This is a genomic window from Brevibacillus sp. TJ4 (assembly GCF_044627595.2).
In the GTDB taxonomy this organism is placed as follows: Bacteria; Bacillota; Bacilli; order Brevibacillales; family Brevibacillaceae; genus Brevibacillus.
Genome location: NZ_CP185865.1, coordinates 4,253,466 through 4,272,580, shown reverse-complemented (window position 1 = coordinate 4,272,580; position 19,115 = coordinate 4,253,466). Strand labels below are relative to the sequence as shown.

The window sequence follows — 19,115 nt, the reverse complement described above, 5'->3', positions numbered from 1 at the left end:
ATCCCCGGTATTATGGAAATGCCGGGGTTTTCTTTTGCGCCACAGCATCCGTGCATTGTATTCCGTGAACGGTTTTATGTACAATGGGGAGAGATTGGAGGTTATACGGCGTGAAAGTAATCATTGGGTTGGGCAACCCTGGTAAAAAATATGAAGATACCCGACATAATGCAGGTTTTATGGCCATAGATAAAATAAGCGAGAAGTGGTCCATTCCTGTCCAGCAGAACAAGTTTCGCGCGTTGGTCGGAGAAGGCCGCCTCGAGGGGGAAAAGGTGCTGCTGGTCAAGCCGCAGACCTACATGAACCTCTCCGGTGAATCGATCGCGGAAATTCTCAAGTTTTACAAGCTCTCTCCCGACGATCTGGTCGTCATTTACGATGATCTCGACTTGCCCACGGGTCATCTCCGCTTGCGGGAAAAAGGAAGCGCGGGAGGACACAACGGGATCAAGTCGATGATTCAGCACACGGGGACACAGGAATTCAAACGGATCAAGGTCGGGATTGGCCGTCCGGAGCCGGGGCGAAGTGTCAGCGATTACGTGCTGCAGGCATTTCCCGCGTCAGAGAGAGCTTTGATCGATGAAGCTGTCAGCCTGGCCGCGGAAGCATCCGCGATGTGGACGACTGAGCCTTTTCTGAAAGTGATGAACCATTTCAACAGCCTGAAAAGGTAAGCGGATGCACGCTGCCCCTAACTGAAGTCGAGGATGCCCTAGTATGATTTTCCACGCTTGCGCCCATACTAACAGTAGGAAAAGTGTGGGGGTGGCATACAGGGTGAGCATACGTTATTCGTGTCGATGCTGCGGCATGCAGATTGCGGAATTCACGGATTCACAGGTGACAGAAGCCCAGTTGGGACTCGATTCCTTGACCGCGGAAGAGAGGGCTCTTATAATATCGAAAGAACAAAATGGGGATACCGTAGTCAGCATCATGTGCGATTATTGCCGTGAAGCGCTGATGACGCATCCCGAGCTTTCCATTGTAGGAAATCCGCTTCAGTAAGATAGATTGGACACAAAAGGCTTGATCTGACAAGGCCTTAGCTTGGGGAGCTAAGGCTTCTTTTCGCATGGTCAATCAAAACAGCCCCATCTCGGAACCTGCCGGGAGCTTGTAGGATAGAAGAACAGAGAGGGGATTCGTGAATGCAAGTCATCATTAACCCGATGAAACAGGACGTAAACGTCGGGACGATTGCTGCCGGATTGGAAAAAGGACTGAGCGAACAGCTTGTATCCGGATTGGCCGGTTCGGCAAGACAGACGCTAATGACCGCGTTGTGGCAGATGACCAATCGTCCTGTTTGCGTCGTCACCCACAATATGTATCAAGCCCAGAAAGTGTTTGAGGATTTGAGCGAACTGGTCGACTCCGACCAGGTGCTGCTTTTTCCCGGCAATGAACTGATCGGCTCGGAGCTGGCGATCGCAAGTCCGGAGATGCTGGCGCAGCGCATTCATGTGTTCAACCGTTTGGCCCAGGGCTTTACGGGTTTTTTGGTTACGCCATTCGCGGGACTGCGCCGCCTGGTCGTACCGCCAGCGGTGTGGAAGGAAGCGCAGATCGAACTGGTCGTCGGGAAAGAGCTGGACATCGAGTCGTTTTTACTGCGCTGTATCGAGCTTGGCTACGAACGCGTCGACATGGTCGAGCGCAAAGGTGAGCTGAGCGTTCGCGGCGGCATCATCGACCTGTTTCCGATCGATTCCGACTATCCGGTGCGCATCGAACTGTTCGACGTGGACATTGATTCGATCCGCACGTTTGACATGGCTACCCAGCGTTCCCTCACTTCCGTGCAATCCTACCAGGTCGGTCCGGCGAAGGAAATGATCGCCTCCACGCCGCTCTTGCAGGAGTCGGCAGGCAGGCTGGAGCAGAAGCTGGGAGAAACCTTGGGCAAGCTCAAAGACGGAGCAGCCAAGGAAAGGCTTCTCGAACAGATTGGCTCGGACGTGGAAAAAATGAAAGAGGGACAGCGTTTTCCCCATCTGTATTCCTACATCTCGGTCGTCTATCCGACGCAGGATACGCTTTTGTCTTATTTGCCGCAAGAGACATTCGTCATCATCGATGAACCGTCCCGGGTCATGGACACAGCCGTGCAACTGCAAAAGGAAGAGGCGGAGTGGCTGACCGGGCGGATTGCCCAGGGCGAATACATGGCCAATCTAACCTTGTCCCGCACGTACGAGGATATTCTCTCCACCCGCAAACGGCAGTTGGTTTACCTGTCTTTGTTTTTGCGTCAATCTCCGAAAACGCAGCCGCAAAACATCGTCAATCTGACTTGCCGCAGCATGCAAAATTTCCACGGACAGATGAATGTTCTGAAAACAGAGCTGGCTCGCTGGAAGAAGTCGCAGGACCAGATTGTGTTCGTCGCCGCCGACGTGGAGCGGGCCAAGCGTCTGGAGCGGGTGCTGCACGATTACGAAATGGAAGCGGACCTGCTGACAGAAGCGGTGGAAAGCGTGCCGCCGGGACGTCCGACGATCATCCTCGGCAACTTGCAGTCCGGATTTGAGCTGCCGCTCAACAAGCTGGTCGTCATTACCGAAGGCGAGGTATTTACCGCCAAGCAGCGCAAGGCGCGAAAAGTCCAGCAAACGATGAACAACGCCGAGCGCATCAAAAACTACATGGAGTTGAAGCCGGGCGACTACGTCGTTCACGTCAACCACGGGATCGGGAAATACCTGGGTATCGAAACGAAGGAAATACTCGGAATTCATAAAGATTACTTGCATATTCAATACGCAGCAGGCGACAGTCTGTTCGTTCCGATCGACCAGATCGACCACGTGCAAAAATACGTGGCCAGCGAAGAAGCCCAGCCCAAAATCTACAGTCTTGGCGGCAGCGAATGGAAGCGCGTGAAAAACAAGGTCAAATCTTCGGTCAAAGACATCGCCGAAGACTTGATCAAGCTGTACGCATCGCGCGAGCAAGCTGTCGGCCACGCCTTTTCGCCGGATACATTGGAGCAGCGCGAGTTCGAGGCGATGTTCCCGTATCAGGAGACGCCTGACCAGCTTCGGGCGATCGCCGAGGTCAAAGAAGATATGGAACGAAAACGCCCGATGGATCGTCTCGTATGTGGGGATGTCGGCTACGGAAAGACGGAGGTTGCGATCCGTGCCGCTTTCAAATCAGTCATGGACGGCAAACAGGTGGCTGTGCTGGTGCCGACGACGATTTTGGCACAGCAGCACTATGAGACGTTTCGCGAGCGTTTTGCCGACTACCCGATCCGGGTGGAAGTGCTGAGCCGCTTCCGCTCACGCAAAGAGCAAAACGCGACCTTGAAGGGGCTGAAGGAAGGCACGGTAGATGTCGTCATCGGCACCCACCGCCTGCTTTCCAAAGACTTGGCTTTTCGTGACCTGGGGCTTCTGATCGTCGATGAGGAGCAGCGCTTCGGCGTCAGTCACAAGGAAAAGCTGAAACAGATGAAAACAAACGTAGATGTAATCACCCTGACCGCGACGCCGATTCCACGTACCTTGCACATGTCGATGCTGGGCGTGCGCGATTTGTCGGTTATCGAGACGCCGCCGGAGAACCGTTTTCCCGTACAAACCTACGTCATGGAATACAGTCCGGCATTGGTGCGTGAAGCGATCGAGCGCGAATTGGCGCGCGACGGACAGGTCTTTTTCCTCTACAACCAGGTACAGGGGATTGAACAAATGGCGGAGCAAATCTCCATGCTGGTTCCCGATGCGCGTATTGCGGTCGCGCACGGACAGATGAACGAAAGCGAGCTGGAGAGTGTCATCCTCGACTTTTTGGAGGGCAACTTCGACGTTTTGGTCAGCACGACGATCATCGAGACAGGTGTCGACATCCCCAACGTCAATACGCTGATTATCTACAATGCGGACAAGATGGGCTTGTCCCAGTTGTACCAGCTTCGCGGCCGCGTCGGACGCTCCAACCGGATTGCCTACGCGTACTTTACGTACCAGCGCGACAAAGTGTTGACAGAAGTGGCAGAAAAGCGTCTGCAGGCGATCAAGGAGTTTACCGAGCTTGGCTCCGGCTTTAAAATCGCGATGCGCGACTTGTCGATTCGCGGTGCGGGGAATCTGCTGGGAGCCGAGCAGCACGGGTTTATCAACTCGGTCGGTTTTGACCTCTACAGCCAGATGCTGAAGGAGGCGATCGACGAGTTGAAAGGGGAAGCGAAACAGGAGATTTCCTCCCCGGTCGAGATCAACTTGCAGTTGGACGCCTACATCCCGTCGCTGTACATTACCGACAGCAGGCAAAAAATCGAGATGTACAAAAAGTTCGTGGCCGTCTCCTCGCTCGACGATGTCGACGATTTGGCCGAGGAGCTGCTCGACCGTTTTGGTCCGGTTCCCAAGCCGGTGGAGAATTTGTTGACCATCTCCCGCCTGCGCGTCTACGCCTTGGAGCACAAAATCACCGAGATCAGCCAGAAAAACCCGGATGAGATCAAGCTGTACCTCCACCCCAGCCAGAACAACAACATCGATGGCGGCGCCCTGTTTGCGGTTGCCAGCAATTGGAGCAGGCGTGTAGGTCTGACAGGTGGACAACAGATCATCATTACTGTTAAAGTAAAAGGGTTGCAAGAAGACGAGGGAGTACAATTGGTGGAAAAGCTGCTGCGCCAATTCCACCAGGTACGAAAAGATACCGGTACGGAAAGCACAGTTTCCTAAACTGACTGATGCGTTCCAGAAAGGAAGGCTGTATGAAAAAGAAACGTTCGTTGGCCATTTTGTCCGCTGTCGTGTTGACCATGGCACTGCTCGCCGGATGTGGAGGAGCAAAAGAACAAACACAAACAGGTGACCAGACGCCTGCCAACCAAAATGAGAATTCAGCGGATGAGCTCGATCCGTTGAGCATGTTCCCGAAGCTGGAGCTGCCGTACGAGGCGAATGCAGATGAGACGATTGTCGAATACGAGGGCGGCAAACTGAGCGCCGGCGAATTCGAGACGTTTTTGCGCGTCATCAACTTTATCAATCCGCAGCAAGGCAGCATGATTTCCATGGCTGACCAGGAAATGATCAAAGTGTTTGCCCGCGAGTATACAGCGACGAAAATTCTGGCGAGCCGCGCTGATGAAGCGGTTCACGCAGAATCGGTGACTCAGGCTGAACAAACATTTGAACAAATCAAAGGCCAGTACATGTCCTTCTTTGGCGAAGATGCCGAGTCCAAGTTTGCAGGTTTCGTGGAAGGCCACGGCGTAACCAAGGAGACGATCGTCGAGCAAATGGCGATCATCAACGATTCGATTACAGTCCTGCGCAACGATCTCAAGGACGAGGATCTGAAACAAATTTACGACAAGATGGACGTCGCGGACCGTACGCTCGCTTCTGTCCGCCACATTCTCATTTCGTCTGAGACGCGCACGCCAGAAGAAGCGCTGAAAATCGCGCAAGACGTGGAAGGGCGCCTGAAAAACGGAGAAGATTTCGCCCAGCTTGCTCAGGAATTCTCCGAAGACCCAGGCAGCAAGGACAACGGCGGGCTGTATGAAAACGCAGTCGTGGCGCAATGGGTGCCTGAGTTTAAAGAGGCAGCCTTGACCCAGCCGGTGGGAGAAGTGGGACCGCCGGTAAAAACGGATTACGGCTACCACATCGTCAAAGTGGAAAGCCGCCAGGAGAGAACCTTTGACGAGATGAAGGATCAACTGAGCGGACAGGCGCTGGAAGCTGCGTACGATTCGTTTAGCACCGATGAACTGGACAAGTTGATCGTTACGTACAACATTCCGGAAATCAAAAACGCACAAGCTGAATAAGCACAGGGAAAACAGGGAGACGCGACTCCCTGTTTTTTCGTTTTCTCGCATATTCTTGAAACGTGAACAAATACTATAGTCACTCGCTACCGCCCGGGGGAGAGTAACCGAAACAGGATGGAAAAAGTTGTGGTCGCTGCGCATAGGTAAAATTAGAATTTCAGGAAAAAATACAGGTATCCACCACCAAGCACCTATTCACTACCCACTTCTTAGGGAAAGCGAGGCAACAAGACATGAAAGCAACTGGTATCGTTCGTCGAATTGACGACCTCGGACGGGTCGTGATTCCAAAGGAGATTCGCCGCACGCTGCGCATTCGTGAGGGCGATCCGCTTGAGATTTTCGTCGACCGCGATGGAGAGGTCATTCTCAAGAAGTATTCCCCTATTGGAGAACTTGGTGATTTCGCGAAAGAGTACGCTGACTCTCTGTACGAGAGCCTGAACCATACTGTTTTAATATCTGATCGAGACAGCGTAATTGCCGTAGCCGGGGCCTCCAAGAAGGAGTATCTGGAAAAAGCAATTGGCAGCATCGTGGAAAAATGCCTGGAAGAGCGGAAGACCAGGCTGGAAAAAAATCCGGGTTCCTATGAAATTTGCCGGGATATGAGCGAAACCTATGGCTCCTTCGTCGTCGCTCCGATTGTAGCGGGAGGGGATCCGATCGGCTCAGTGATTCTCCTGAACAAAAATGAATCGACGAAGATGGGTGATCTGGAGATGAAAATGGCGGAAACCGCAGCGGGGTTTTTGGCGAAACAGATGGAACAATAGGCGTCTTTTTCAGGAAAACAGCCTCGATCGGGGCTGTTTTTTTGTAGTTCGCTTCTTGTGGTATAATGGACGAAGTTTGAGTTTGGAGAGGAGAACGTACAGGCACATGGCTCATGAAAAGGCATCTCATTTATTTGTGAAAGGCGCTGCGATTCTCGGAGTGGCCGGTCTTGTCTCCAAGCTGCTGGGAGCGGTATACCGTATTCCGTATCAAAATATTGCCGGTGACATCGGATTGTACGTATACATGCAAGTTTACCCGCTGTATTCTGCCTTGCTGATTTTGGCGACTGCGGGTTTTCCAATTGCGATTTCCAAGATCGTCTCGGAACGGACGGCGATTGGTGATGCGCCAGGCGCGAGCAAAGTATTTCGCGTGGCCAGCCTTGCCTTGTTTGTACTCGGCTGCCTCTTTTTCATCCTGCTGTACAGCGGTGCGCCGCTGGTCGCTGCATTCATGGGGGATGCGCATTTGACGACGCCGTTGCGTGCGGTCGCCCTGTCACTGCCGCTGGTGCCGCTGGTCGCGATTTTCCGCGGCTATTTTCAGGGACATCAAAACATGATGCCGACGGGCGTATCACAGGTGATCGAGCAGTTCGTGCGGGTCATTTTTATTTTGATCGCCGCCTTCTGGGCGATGAACGTGTATGAGGATGCGTACCTGGCCGGGACCGGCGCTGTGTTTGCTGCCTTCCCCGGCGCGATTGCCGCCTCGCTGGTCTTGCTGTGGTACTGGCGCAAGGAAAAGAACCGGAAAATGCCGTCTGCTGGCGCGGCTATGGGCTTCTCCAGCGAGGCGAGCATCAGCAACCTGGGCAACATGCAGATTCTCAGCCGGCTGTTGAGATATGCGCTGCCGATCTGCCTGGGCTCGCTGGTCATTCCGCTGATCCCGCTGGTGGACTCGATTACGGTCATCAACATGCTGCAGTTCAGCAATATGGAGGAAAACGCCGCCAAGCTGCTCAAAGGGGCGTTCGATCGCGGACAGCCGCTGATCCAGTTTGGCACGTTTTTCGCGACCTCGCTCTCGCTGGCGCTCGTACCGGCGATTAGCGAAGCTGCCGCGCAAAAGCAAAATAAATTGATCGCCTATCGTTCCGAGGTTGCGGTGCGCCTGACCTTTTTGCTCGGCTTGCCCGCCTCGTTTGGACTCGCCTTGCTCGCCGAACCGATCAACGTGATGCTCTACGGAGACGGCAGCGGGACGCAGGCGCTTGCCGTCCAGTCCTTCACGATCTTGTTCGCCACGCTGACGATTGCCAGCGCTGGCATTTTGCAAGGGATGGGCAGAGTGATGCGCCCTGCACGCAACTTGTTTATCGGCGTCGTGGTCAAGCTGGTGCTGAACCTGGCGCTCGTGCCGTTTTTCGGCATTACCGGCGCGGCATTGGCTACCGTGCTGGCGTACGTCGTCGCGATGGTGCTGAATGTATTGGGTGTGAAAAAGTATACTGGTGCGCAGTTTGGCATGCGCAAGACGGTGTACAAGCCTTTCCTCGCCGTACTGGTGATGTCGGTAGTGGTCCTGGTTGTCGAATGGCTTGGCTATATGGCTTTTGAGGGCGTGCTTTCCTCCGAGCGGCTGTTCCACACCGTCGTGGGGTTGATTGCCGTTGGAACTGGCGCGCTGGTCTACCTGCTGGCGCTGTTGAAGACAGGCGGGCTGACGCGCGAAGATATTTCGTATCTGCCCAAAGGCAAGCGGATCGCTTCCATGCTGACCAAATTCCGCTTGATCGCACCGGCAAAAGGCAAGATGGAAAAGGGAAGAGAGGCGTAACGGATGGAACAGACAACATACAAAATCGCAGTCGTCGGCCTGGGCGCAGGGGACCTGGAGCAGTTGCCATACGGCATCTACCGGACGATTCGCCAGGCCAAACATCTGTACCTGCGGACGAAGGAGCATCCCGTCGTCGCACAATTGGCGGAAGAAGGGGTGTCGCTGCAATCCTTCGACGAGGTGTACGAACGGCACGACAGCTTCTCCGACGTCTACGCCGAAATCGCAGAGACGCTGTTTGACCGCGCACGCGAGTTGGGAGAGATCGTCTACGCCGTTCCCGGACATCCGCTGGTGGCGGAGCGTACAGTTCAGCTTCTGTTGGAGCAGGCGGCAGAGCGCGGCGTGGAGATCGAGATCGGGGGCGGACAGAGCTTTCTCGACCCGCTGTTTGCCCGTTTGCAAATCGACCCGATCGAAGGCTTCGCGCTGCTGGACGGAACATCCATGCAGAGCAGCCAGGTTTCTCCCGGTTTACATACGATTATCGCCCAGGTGTACGATGCCTTTATCGCCTCTGAGGTCAAGCTCAGCCTGATGGAAGTGCTGCCCGATGAATACGAGGTAACGGTGGCTACGGCTGTTGGTGTAGTCGGGCAGGAGCGGATCGAGACGGTTCCGTTGTACGAGCTGGATCGGCTCGACCACTTCGGCAATCTGACGCTGATCTACGTGCCGCCGGCTCGCGATGAGCGGATTTTGTACCGGCAATTTTCCCATTTGAAAGACATTGTCGCTATCCTGCGAGGCCCCGAAGGCTGTCCGTGGGATCGTGAGCAGACGCATCAAAGCATCCGCAAAAACCTGATCGAAGAGACGTACGAAGTGCTGGAGACGATCGATGACGACGATCCCGATGCGATGTGCGAGGAGCTGGGCGATTTGTTGATGCAGATCATGCTGCATGCCCAGATCAAGGCTGAGGAAGGCTATTTTACCGTCGATGATGTCGTCGCCGGACTCAACGAAAAGCTGATTCGCCGCCACCCGCATGTATTCGGCGAGAAAAATGCGGAAGATGCCAGCGAAGCGTTGGCCAACTGGCAGGAGATCAAAGAGCAGGAGAAAGCGGCAAAAGGCATCGACACAAGCAAGCAGTCGCAGTTGGCTGGCATTCCCCGCGACCTGCCAGCACTGATGTACGCCTACAAGCTGCAGAAAAAGGCTGCGCAGACCGGGTTTGACTGGAGCGACATCGCCGATGTGTACAGCAAGGTCGAAGAGGAGTTCCGCGAGCTGCAGGAAGCATCCGAGCAGGAACGTCCCGGCGAGCTGGGCGATTTGCTGTTTGCCGTCGTCAACCTGGCCCGCTTCCTCAAGATTGATCCCGAAGAGGCGCTGGCGCTGACGAACAAAAAGTTTATCCATCGGTTTACCTATATCGAGAAAAAGCTGCAAGAGGCAGGACGAACCTTTGACCAAACCGACCTGCAAGAGATGGACAAGTGGTGGGAGGAAGCCAAGCAGCAGCAAAAAAGGGGAGCAGAAGCATGAGATTGGACAAGTATTTGAAAGTATCCCGGCTGATCAAGCGGCGCACTCTGGCCAAAGAGGTATGCGACAAGGCGCGCGTGGAAATCAACGACCGTCCGGCGAAAGCGTCGAGCAACGTCAAGATCGGGGATAAGCTGGCGATTCGCTTCGGTCAGAAGATCGTGACCGTACAAGTAGAGGACATCAAGGAAAATCCGCGCAAGGAAGAGGCTGCTTCGCTGTACACGGTGCTGGGCGAAGTGCCGGTGCCGCGTGATGAAAAAGAAGAGGATGCCTACCTCAAAGGGGAGTAGCCGCCTCGTGATCGGATCAAAAAGAAACCGCCGCATCAAAGGTGGTTTCTTTTTTTATCCCAAAATTAGCATATAATGGATGTACCCCATTCAGAAAGGTCGTGTCAGGGTGATACACGGAAATATTGTACGGTTGGGCTACTTATTGGCCATCTCACTGCTGCTTTCTGCGCTCTTATACTTTTTTGCATCCAATTGGCCGGCACTGGACCGCTGGGAAAAAATCGGGGTCAGTGCTGCGGTGCTCGCTCTGTTCTATTTGACTTCCTATCTTGTATCCCTGTTCTGGAAAAGGCAGGCGTTTATCAGCAACTGGCTGCTTGTCGCAGGCGGTATCTCATTCGGAATCACGGTCGCCCTGCTGGGGCAAATCTACAACTCTCATGCCGACAGCTACTTGCTGTTTGTCGTCTGGCTGGTGCCGAATCTGCTGTTTGCCGTCCTGACGCGCTATCAGCCGTTTTACGTGCTCAGCTATGTGCTCGTCCATCTGGTTATCTGGTTTTACTTGAACCAGTCTTCTCTTCGTCTGCGCTGGGAGGACCAGTGGTGGTTCCTGTTTTACTGGCTCATCGCTTTGGGCAATCTCGCCTTGTTTTGGCTGACATCGCGGAAAACGCCTGACCTGCCTGTCGTTCGCATCCTGTCTTTTCTCGTGTTTTGTACGGCACTGTTGGTGATGTCATTCGTCGATGTGTACAGTTTCATTCCTGAGCTGCTTTACATTCTGGTCAATATCGCACTGTTTTACGCTTTCCTCAAATGGCGGCCACAGCGCGGACTGCTGCTGGTCACGTCGGGCTTTTTGACGATCTTTGCGCTCTACCAATTCATCTACTACATGTTTACCTACCCTTCCCTGGGGTATATGCTGATCGGGCTGCTTTTGGTTGTCGGTCTCGTGGCGGGCTCGACGGTACTGGTCAAACGGTTGCGCCAACATGAACAGGTGACGTCTAGCCGCTGGTTTCGCGTGTTTCGCGAGGTATTTACGGCCCTCATCGTCACCGTTGCCAGCCTGCTCGGAACGCTTTCCATCATTGCCCTTGCGTCGCTGACATCGTTGGATGATGTACTGGGGGAGTTTGGCTTCTTTTTGCTGACCGTAGTCGTTTTCTTGCTGCCGGCAGTGTTGGCGAAACGGATGGATGCGACTGTCCGCTACACGCTCCTGGGAGTCGGCTTGCTGCTCGGTTTTTACTTTTCCCAATACAATGACAATGCGCTGTGGATCGTATTTCTCGCGATCATCGCCGGCCTTTGGGTCTTGGTCCCCAGCCTGCCGGGGCGTTTGATGGCGCAGGTCGCCTTCTCGCTCGTCCTGCACATGAACCTGTACATTTTGTTCTGGAATAAAGCAGGATTATGGGCTGTATTCCTTCTGCAAACGGCACTGTACCTGTGGCCGCGCCTGCATCCCGTTTTGCGCGGCACCTCCCTGTTTTACGGGCTGTTCGTCTTGCTCACGCTTGCGGAGAGCTATACCCAGATGGCAGGATTGTGGCTCAATCTCGGTTTTTTTGCCCTCAGCACCTTTTTGCTGTACTGGACGCTTCGTACAGGACGCGTGTGGGAATTCCGCCTCTCGCTTGGATTCTGGTTCGTCTTTTTGCTGATGAAATACCACGACTTTCTCTGGAGCCTGCTGCACAAGTCGTTTAGCCTGCTGTTGCTCAGTGTGCTGTTCTTCCTCGTCAGCTACACGCTTGAGCTTCGCAGCGGGCAGCAGGTTTCCGCAGCCAGGCCGCCTGTCTGGGCGAGCAAAAGACTCGCGCTGGGATTGGTGATCATGCTGCAGTTTGCTGTCGCCGGCTACCAGGTGTGGAGCAGTGAAGCGATTTTAGCAAAGGGTACTTTGGTCAAGCTGGAACTGCGGCCGTTCGATCCGCGCTCGCTGCTGCAAGGCGATTACGTTCGCTTGAGCTACTCCTTTTCCCGATTGAGCAATGAGCTGCCATCCAATGAAAAGATTCGCGTCGTGTTGCGCAAAACCGAGGACGACGTGTACGACTTCAGCGGCTACTACGAGCTGGGGGGCACCTGGAACCGGACTTACCAGGCAGAAGCGGGAGACGTGATCATCAACGGCAGAGTGTACGGCTACGGCAACGTGGAGTACGGCATCGAGAATTACTTCATCCCGGAAGGCACCGGGCGCGAGGTGGAGGAGAAGGCGAAGTACGCGCTGGTACGCGTCGCCGCAAACGGGGATGCGATCGTGGAGGGCCTGGCAGAAAAGTAAAGAAATCAATTCGTTACCGCTCTGTAACCCTTTCCTGCCAAACATTCTTTAAGCTATAAGGGATTGCAGGAAAAGGAGGCGTTTATCTTGCGCAAAAAATTACATGCAGGTGTATCCCTACTGCTGGCTACATCCGTGTTCGCCAGTCCGCTTGTACTGTTCCCTCAAGCGACTTATGCCCTTTCGGTAGAAGATGTCTCGGCTGACGATACGGATACTGATGAAGAAACTGAATATACGATCGAGTTTGAAATTGACAAGGCACTTTCAGCAGGTGACATCATCACCGTCAAGTTTCCGTCCGGGTTTAAGGTAGACAAAAATCTCAAGCCGAGAGACGTCATACTGGAAGACGACGACGGCGACGAGTACGACATCTACGACGTATCGGTCAGCGGGACCACGATCGAGGTCGAGATTGATGAAAAAATCAGCAAGGGTACTCTGCTGATTTTGACAATCGATGGAATCACCAACCCGAAGTCCAAGGGCGATTACAAGATCAGCGTCAAGACAAGCGCTGAGAACAGCTTCAAGACGGAAGAGATCACAATCGGTGGCAAAAATTCCTCTTCCAAATCGGGCAGCAGCGGCAAATTTGACGTGAAGCTGGGCAACAGCAATGCGGGCCAAGAAACGTCGATCTCGCTTGGCAGAATCAAGCTGAGTACGAAATTGCGCGAAGGGAAAACGATTACCGTCACATTCCCGGATAGGAAAATGTTGCCGAGCAGCATCAACCGCAACTACGTAGAGGTAAACGGCGAGCGTGCCGACAGAGTGACCATCTCCGGCAGCACCGTCCGCATCGACGTACCGGAAGATGCAGATGGCGACAGCTACCTGGAAATCGATTTCCTCAAGTCGGCAGGGATTGAAAACCCGTCCTCCGGCAAGTCGTACGTGATTGAGGTCGAGTATGACAAGAAGACGTACAAGTCCGACTCGTTTGAAATCAAGGGTTCGTCGTCGTCCGGTACGTCTTCGTCAGCATTTGACGTGTCGATTACCAATTCCAGCCCTGGTGCGCGGACCAGCTACACACTGGACTTCAACCTGGACGAACGGGTAGCGTATGGGGATCGGGTTGAAATCGAATTCCCGAGCGTGGAAATGGTTCCACCGGTTATCTCCAGCGCCAATGTAACTGTGAACAACATTGCTGTCTCCGGCTTGAGCGTGAGCGGAAACCGCGTCAGCTTCAATATCCCGAGCGGCTTTAGCAGCACCAATAAGATGACGGTACGGTTCGCGGAGCTGGCGTACATCATTAACCCACGCACGCCTGGGTCTTACGAGATCGTAGCAAAAGTAGACGGTAAAACATACCGTTCCAAAAAATTCGATATCACCGGCAACACTGCTCCTGCGGTACCAGTCGACAACAGCACAGCTACACTTGCGCTGAGCAGAGCGACGGCTTCTACGCCGACAGGCCTGCAGGTCGGAATCAAAGGGCTGGGCAAACCGCTGACCAGAGGACAGGACTTTATTGAAGTCGTCCTGCCAGTCGGCTTCACGGTGCCTGCCTACGTGCCGGCAAACACCGTCACGGTCAACGGAGTCGCTGCAAACTATGTAGGCGTACGCGGTCAAAACCTGGTTGTCTTCCCGGCACAGGACATTCCGGCTAACACTGCCGTACAAATCAATTTCGCCGAGACGGCAGCCATCGTCAACCCGGCTACGACCGGCATGTACAGCATTTCCATCTTCTCCTCCGAGGAGCAAGGCGTGCTGTTTGCCCGCCCGGTGAATATCGTGGCTCTCAATGGCGTAGGCTTTAAAGCCAATGTCGCTTCGTACACCAAAAATGGCGCGACACACGCACTTGCCACAGCGCCAATCGTGGTGAACGGCCACACCCTGATGCCAGCTTCCTTCTATCGTGACGGGCTGGGCATGTCCGTTACCTGGAATAATACATCCGCGCGCATTGTGAGCGGCAATACGACGATGCAGTTTACAGTCGGCTCCAAGACTGCTACTGTAAACGGACAAAGCATCACTTTGCCGGAAGCAGTGCAACTGCGCAACAATATCCCGGTCATTCCGCTGCGCGCTGTCGCAGAACGCACCGGCTACCAGATTATTTACGTAAACGGCATCTACACCGTTTACCGCTAAGCCAGCAGGCAACCTTTCCGATGTGCTTCACCCGGAGCCGGACGTGTCCATCCCACACGTCCACTCCGGTTTTTTTTTATCCCTCAATTTTCCTCCATTCTCCGAGAAAACGCACATAAACGGACATCCCCTCCCATACGATGGTACAAGAAGGGTACGTTGAGGGAGGAGTTAAGGATGAACGAGCACATGAAGCGGCCTCGGCACGAAGTCGTCATGGTCAATCGGCGCAGCTTGGCGATTTCCGGCGTCAAAAACGTAGAGAGCTTTGACAGCGAAGAATTCCTTCTGGAGACAGAGGGTGGATTTTTAACCATACGTGGCCAAAACCTGCATATGAAAAATTTGAGTCTGGAGACCGGAGAAGTGGCCATTGAGGGTCTTGTTCACGAAATGGCCTATCTGGAACAAGGGCAAGCCGGGGATCGGTCGAGAGGGTTCTTCGGCAAGTTGTTCAAGTGAGTATCTCTGTCCAACTGCAGACGGTTTTGGCAATGTTCACGTGTGGTGCGCTGATGGGGATGGGGTTTGACACCTACCACGTTTTCAAGGACAAAAGCAGAATGCCCATCTGGATGGTCTTTCTGTTCGATGTGATCTTTTGGGTCGGGAGCCTCGGACTGACCTTTTGGATTCTGGTCAAGGTTAACGACGGGATGATTCGTTTTCCTGTATTTTTTGGCATGATTGTCGGAGCGTGGGTGTATTTTTACCTAGGTAGCAAGAAGTATATCCATTTTTTGCATCGCGTGATAAGATTTTCACAGTGGTTATATCGGACCAGCCTGCTGGTGATTCACACCCTGCTTGTTCGCCCCATTCTCTTTTTGTACCGGCTAATCCTCATGCTGCTGACATTTATCTACGGCATTCTGATGGGGATTCTCGGCTTCTTGTGGAAAGTGACGCGTTTTGTCACATCGCCGTTTGCCAGATGGGGTCAAGATTTGGGGAAAAAAATTGCAGGCAGGGCAACAGGATTTTGGAACTACGGAAAGAAATGGTTTCCATCGAAGAAAAAACGGGAGTAAACGTCAGGGGTGAGTAGAAACGATGAGCAAGGCAACGTCCGCACCAGCAAATCGCAAAGGCCAGAAGCGCAGAATCCGGCTCTTTTTCTTTGTCATTCTCTGCTGCTTTGTCTGGACGGGATATACATTGTATCTGCAAAGCGACGTGCTTGCCCAGAAAAAGGCCGAACTGGATCAGCTCAAACAGGAGACTGCAGCTTTGATGCAGGAACAAGAAGAGCTCACCTATGAAGCGAGTCGCCTCAATGACGAGGAATATCTCGCCGAGTTGGCCCGAAAACGAATCTACTACACCAAGCCTGGCGAAAGCATATACGTGATTCCGGAATAAGGTTTGCGCTTATCTTCAGAAGAGGGAGGCTTTCCGCGTTCATGCAAGTAGAGATCGGGAGCAAACTGGAAGGAAGAGTGACGGGAATTACCAAGTTTGGAGCCTTTGTGGAGCTGCCAGGGGGAGCTACCGGTCTGGTTCACATCAGCGAGATCGCCGACACGTTTGTACACGACATCCACCAGTTCCTCAAGATCGGGGACAAGGTGACCGTGAAGGTGCTTCATCTGCGTGAAGGCAAAATTGGCTTGTCCATCAAAAAGGCTCAGGAACCAACCAGGACGCAGCGTTCGGTGCGGGAGCGGACGGAAAACTTTGAGGATAAGCTGAGTCGCTTTTTAAAAGAAAGCGAAGATCGACAGGCTGAGCGCAAAAAAGGCGGAGAAAGGCGAAACCGCAACCGGTCATAAAATCCAAAAAATTCCGATTTTTCTTTCTTTGTGTCGCGAGCATTTTCTTCTCAAAAAGAGAAGGTCATTTACCAAATATGGAGAATACTATTTCGTAAGCCCGTATCGCGAAGCGCGATTCACCTGTTAGCCGACGTTGTCCGCCATGACGTCGGCTTTTTCTTTTGTCCGATTGTGTCAGGAATATTGTCGCACGATTCTGTGTATGCGTTTTGGTATTTTGACAAATTTTACAATGGCCCCTTCGTATAATGGAGTCACGAAAAACGACCAAGACGGGGTGGTGCCACAATGTTCGCAAATAAAAATATCTCGGGAGCCGGTCAGGAATGGACCCGGCAAGTATCGGATTCGCTAAATACCGCAGCAACAACATGGACGGAAAGGCTGGCCAAGCTGGCGCAAAAATGGAATGCCATCCCCTTGGCGATGGGCTTCTTGCTTGGACGGGCTTTGATCCTCGAAGAACTGACTCCTTTCGTCATCCCCTACTTTATGGTGATGTTCTACCTCAGGCGCGACATCATGCTGGTAACAGGGGCTGCCTTGATCGCAGGCTCGTTTACCCAATCGGTTCCGCTGGGCATGCAAGCGCTTTTGGGAATCGTACTGGCGTATGCCGTATGCAGGCTGAGCGAGCGAATGAGGCGAAAAGATTTTTCCCGTACGCCCCTGCTCGTGATGCTGACCGTGTTTTTCAGCCATCTGTTTTTTCATATATTGACCAACCAGGTAAACACTTACGAACTCGTGATGATCGGGATCGAGGCGATACTCGGGTTTATCCTGACGCTGATTTTTATTCAGTCGCTCTCTGTCGTCTTTTTGTCCAAGCCGTACGAGCCGCTGAAAAATGAAGAGATCGTCTCGCTGGTGATCCTGCTCGCGTCGCTGATGACGGGAACCGTCGATTGGGTCATCGAGGGCGTCTCGATGGAGCATGTCTTCTCCCGCTACCTGCTTCTCTTGTTCGCCTTCGTCGGCGGGGGGACGGTCGGTGCAGCCGTCGGTGTCGTGACCGGACTGATCCTCAGCCTCGCCAATGTCTCGGCTTTGCAGCAAATCAACCTGCTCGCCTTCTCCGGCTTGCTCGCCGGTCTGCTCAAGGAAGGGGGCAAGGTAGGCGTCTCGGCAGGGCTGCTGATCGGGACCGCAATTTTGGCGATCTACGGCGGCGCGGAAGATACCTTGTTCTTCTCGCTGGCGGAGACATCGATTGCGGTGGTGTTCTTTTTGCTCACCCCCAGCGCTGTATGGAAAAAAGTCGCCCGCTTTATCCCGGGCACACCGGAAAACCAGCAGTCGCATCAGGAGTACATGCGCCAGGTGCGCGATGTGACAGCGGGAAAAATCAGGCAGTTTTCCGATCTGTTTACACAACTCTCGCGCAGCTTTGCCCAGACCGCGCAAAACGAGGAGTCAGAGGAGCACGCCGACGCCTTTCTGAGCCGGGTCACCGCTTTTACGTGCCAGAAGTGCTGGAAAAAGGAGCAGTGCTGGGAAAAGGATACGGACGCGACGTATGACAGCATGCGCTGGATGATGGAGCGCGTGTTTGAAAACGGCACGCTCGCCGGGGTGACGCCGCCCCGCGACTGGGAGCGCAAGTGCGTGAAGACAGAAAAGGTCATCACCGTCATCGAGCAGGAGTACGACCGCGAGCAGTCGTTTGAACTGCTGAAAAAGCAGGTGAAGGAAAGCCGCAAGCTGGTAGCCGATCAGCTCTCCGGCGTCTCCAGGGTGATGAGTGATTTTGCGATGGAAATCCAGCGGGAAGGGATGGAGCTGAGCTTTCAGGAAAAGCAGGTCTCGAAAGCGCTGGAAGGGCTCGGCCTGTCGGTGCGCCGCGTTGACATACACAGTCTGGAGGAAGGCAAAGTAGATATAGAGATCAGCCAGCCCTCCTGCTACGGAAGAGACGAATGCGCCAAAATCGTCGCGCCGATGCTGACGGAGATTTTGGGCGAAAACATCATCGTCAAGGAGCGGCACTGCGAAGCGCAAAGAGACGGCTCCTGCACGATGTGCCTGTCGTCCGCCAAAACATTCGAGATCGACATCGGCGTAGCGGGCGCAGCCAAAGACGGCAAGCTGTTGTCGGGGGACAGCTTCCGCACGATGGATTTGGGCAACGGCAAAATCGCTCTGGCGATCAGCGACGGGATGGGCAATGGAGAGCGGGCGCTCCTGGAGAGCCAGTCGGCGCTCGACATGCTGCAGCAGCTATTGCGCTCCGGGATCGATGAAAAGCTGTCGATCAAGACGGTCAACTCGATACTTGCCCTGCGCTCGACGGACGAGATGTTCGCCACTGTCGATCTGGCGCTGATCGATTTGCAGACAGCGCATACGCGGTTTATCAAAATCGGCTCGACGCCCAGCTTTGTAAAACGGGGCTCCGATGTGATCACGATCTCGGCCAACAACCTGCCGGTGGGGATTCTCGATGAAATCGAGGTCGATGTCGTCTCGCGCATGCTCAAGCCCGGGGATCTGCTGATTATGATGTCGGATGGCATCTACGAAGCGCCGCGCCACATCGAGAACAGACAGATGTGGATGAAGCGGATGATATCCGAGCTGGTCACGGACGAGCCGCAGGAAGTGGCAGACCTGCTGCTGGAAAAGGTCATCCGCCAGCATTCCGGCCAGATCGTCGACGATATGACGGTGCTCGTCGCCCGCATTGACCGCTTTGTGCCGCAATGGTCGGCGATCCAGGTGCAGGGCATGGAAAAGCTCGACCGGCCGCGGATTGTCAGTTGACGAGGTATGTTTTCCCCATCCTGCGGCGATACTGTTGCTAAAACAGG

Annotated in this window: 15 protein-coding genes; all 15 read left to right on the top strand. The window is 53.9% G+C overall.

Going from position 1 to position 19,115, the window contains the following annotated elements:
* The first annotated feature begins 110 nt into the window (after window positions 1-110).
* The 15 genes from pth to spoIIE all read left to right on the top strand — a co-directional run bounded on the left by pth (window position 111) and on the right by spoIIE (window position 19,068).
* Window positions 111-680, top strand: a complete 570-nt coding sequence (gene pth / locus ACAF76_RS21115) for an aminoacyl-tRNA hydrolase (RefSeq protein WP_421617334.1) — start codon at window positions 111-113, stop codon at window positions 678-680.
* 103 nt (window positions 681-783) lie between these two features.
* On the top strand, window positions 784-1,014 hold the full coding sequence (locus ACAF76_RS21110) for an anti-sigma-F factor Fin (RefSeq protein ID WP_421617333.1): 231 nt from the start codon (window positions 784-786) through the stop codon (window positions 1,012-1,014).
* Between the two features lie 143 nt (window positions 1,015-1,157).
* Entirely contained in the window at window positions 1,158-4,706 is a 3,549-nt protein-coding gene (mfd, locus tag ACAF76_RS21105; protein WP_421617332.1) for a transcription-repair coupling factor, read from the top strand.
* Window positions 4,707-4,738: 32 nt separating this feature from the next.
* A complete protein-coding gene (locus tag ACAF76_RS21100) occupies window positions 4,739-5,806 on the top strand; it encodes a peptidylprolyl isomerase (RefSeq protein WP_421617331.1) in 1,068 nt (355 codons plus the stop codon).
* Window positions 5,807-6,042: 236 nt separating this feature from the next.
* Window positions 6,043-6,585, top strand: a complete 543-nt coding sequence (spoVT, locus tag ACAF76_RS21095) for a stage V sporulation protein T (protein ID WP_421617330.1) — start codon at window positions 6,043-6,045, stop codon at window positions 6,583-6,585.
* Between the two features lie 106 nt (window positions 6,586-6,691).
* Window positions 6,692-8,371 (top strand): putative polysaccharide biosynthesis protein, encoded by a 1,680-nt coding sequence (locus ACAF76_RS21090; protein ID WP_421617329.1) that lies wholly within the window; start codon window positions 6,692-6,694, stop codon window positions 8,369-8,371.
* 3 nt (window positions 8,372-8,374) lie between these two features.
* The gene (gene mazG / locus ACAF76_RS21085; RefSeq protein ID WP_421617328.1) at window positions 8,375-9,868 is read left to right on the top strand and encodes a nucleoside triphosphate pyrophosphohydrolase; all 1,494 of its coding nucleotides are present in this window, start codon (window positions 8,375-8,377) and stop codon (window positions 9,866-9,868) included.
* Window positions 9,865-10,161 (top strand): RNA-binding S4 domain-containing protein, encoded by a 297-nt coding sequence (locus ACAF76_RS21080; protein WP_421617327.1) that lies wholly within the window; start codon window positions 9,865-9,867, stop codon window positions 10,159-10,161. Before mazG ends, ACAF76_RS21080 begins: the two co-directional genes overlap by 4 nt.
* Before the next feature lie 133 nt (window positions 10,162-10,294).
* Window positions 10,295-12,403: a GDYXXLXY domain-containing protein gene (locus tag ACAF76_RS21075; protein WP_421617326.1), complete on the top strand. Its 2,109-nt coding sequence runs from the start codon at window positions 10,295-10,297 to the stop codon at window positions 12,401-12,403.
* Window positions 12,404-12,490: 87 nt separating this feature from the next.
* The gene (locus ACAF76_RS21070; protein ID WP_421617325.1) at window positions 12,491-14,530 is read left to right on the top strand and encodes a copper amine oxidase N-terminal domain-containing protein; all 2,040 of its coding nucleotides are present in this window, start codon (window positions 12,491-12,493) and stop codon (window positions 14,528-14,530) included.
* 177 nt (window positions 14,531-14,707) lie between these two features.
* Window positions 14,708-14,992, top strand: a complete 285-nt coding sequence (yabP, locus tag ACAF76_RS21065; RefSeq protein ID WP_421617324.1) for a sporulation protein YabP — start codon at window positions 14,708-14,710, stop codon at window positions 14,990-14,992.
* A complete protein-coding gene (gene yabQ, locus ACAF76_RS21060) occupies window positions 14,989-15,561 on the top strand; it encodes a spore cortex biosynthesis protein YabQ (RefSeq protein WP_421617323.1) in 573 nt (190 codons plus the stop codon). Before yabP ends, yabQ begins: the two co-directional genes overlap by 4 nt.
* A 22-nt stretch (window positions 15,562-15,583) precedes the next feature.
* Window positions 15,584-15,892 carry an FtsB family cell division protein gene (locus ACAF76_RS21055; RefSeq protein WP_421617322.1) on the top strand — a complete coding sequence of 103 codons (309 nt, stop codon included), beginning with the start codon at window positions 15,584-15,586 and terminating at the stop codon, window positions 15,890-15,892.
* A 41-nt stretch (window positions 15,893-15,933) separates the two neighbouring features.
* Complete coding sequence (locus tag ACAF76_RS21050) at window positions 15,934-16,302, top strand: S1 RNA-binding domain-containing protein (protein ID WP_421617321.1); 369 nt, start codon at window positions 15,934-15,936, stop codon at window positions 16,300-16,302.
* Window positions 16,303-16,593: 291 nt separating this feature from the next.
* A complete protein-coding gene (gene spoIIE / locus ACAF76_RS21045) occupies window positions 16,594-19,068 on the top strand; it encodes a stage II sporulation protein E (protein ID WP_421617320.1) in 2,475 nt (824 codons plus the stop codon).
* Window positions 19,069-19,115 lie beyond the last annotated feature (47 nt).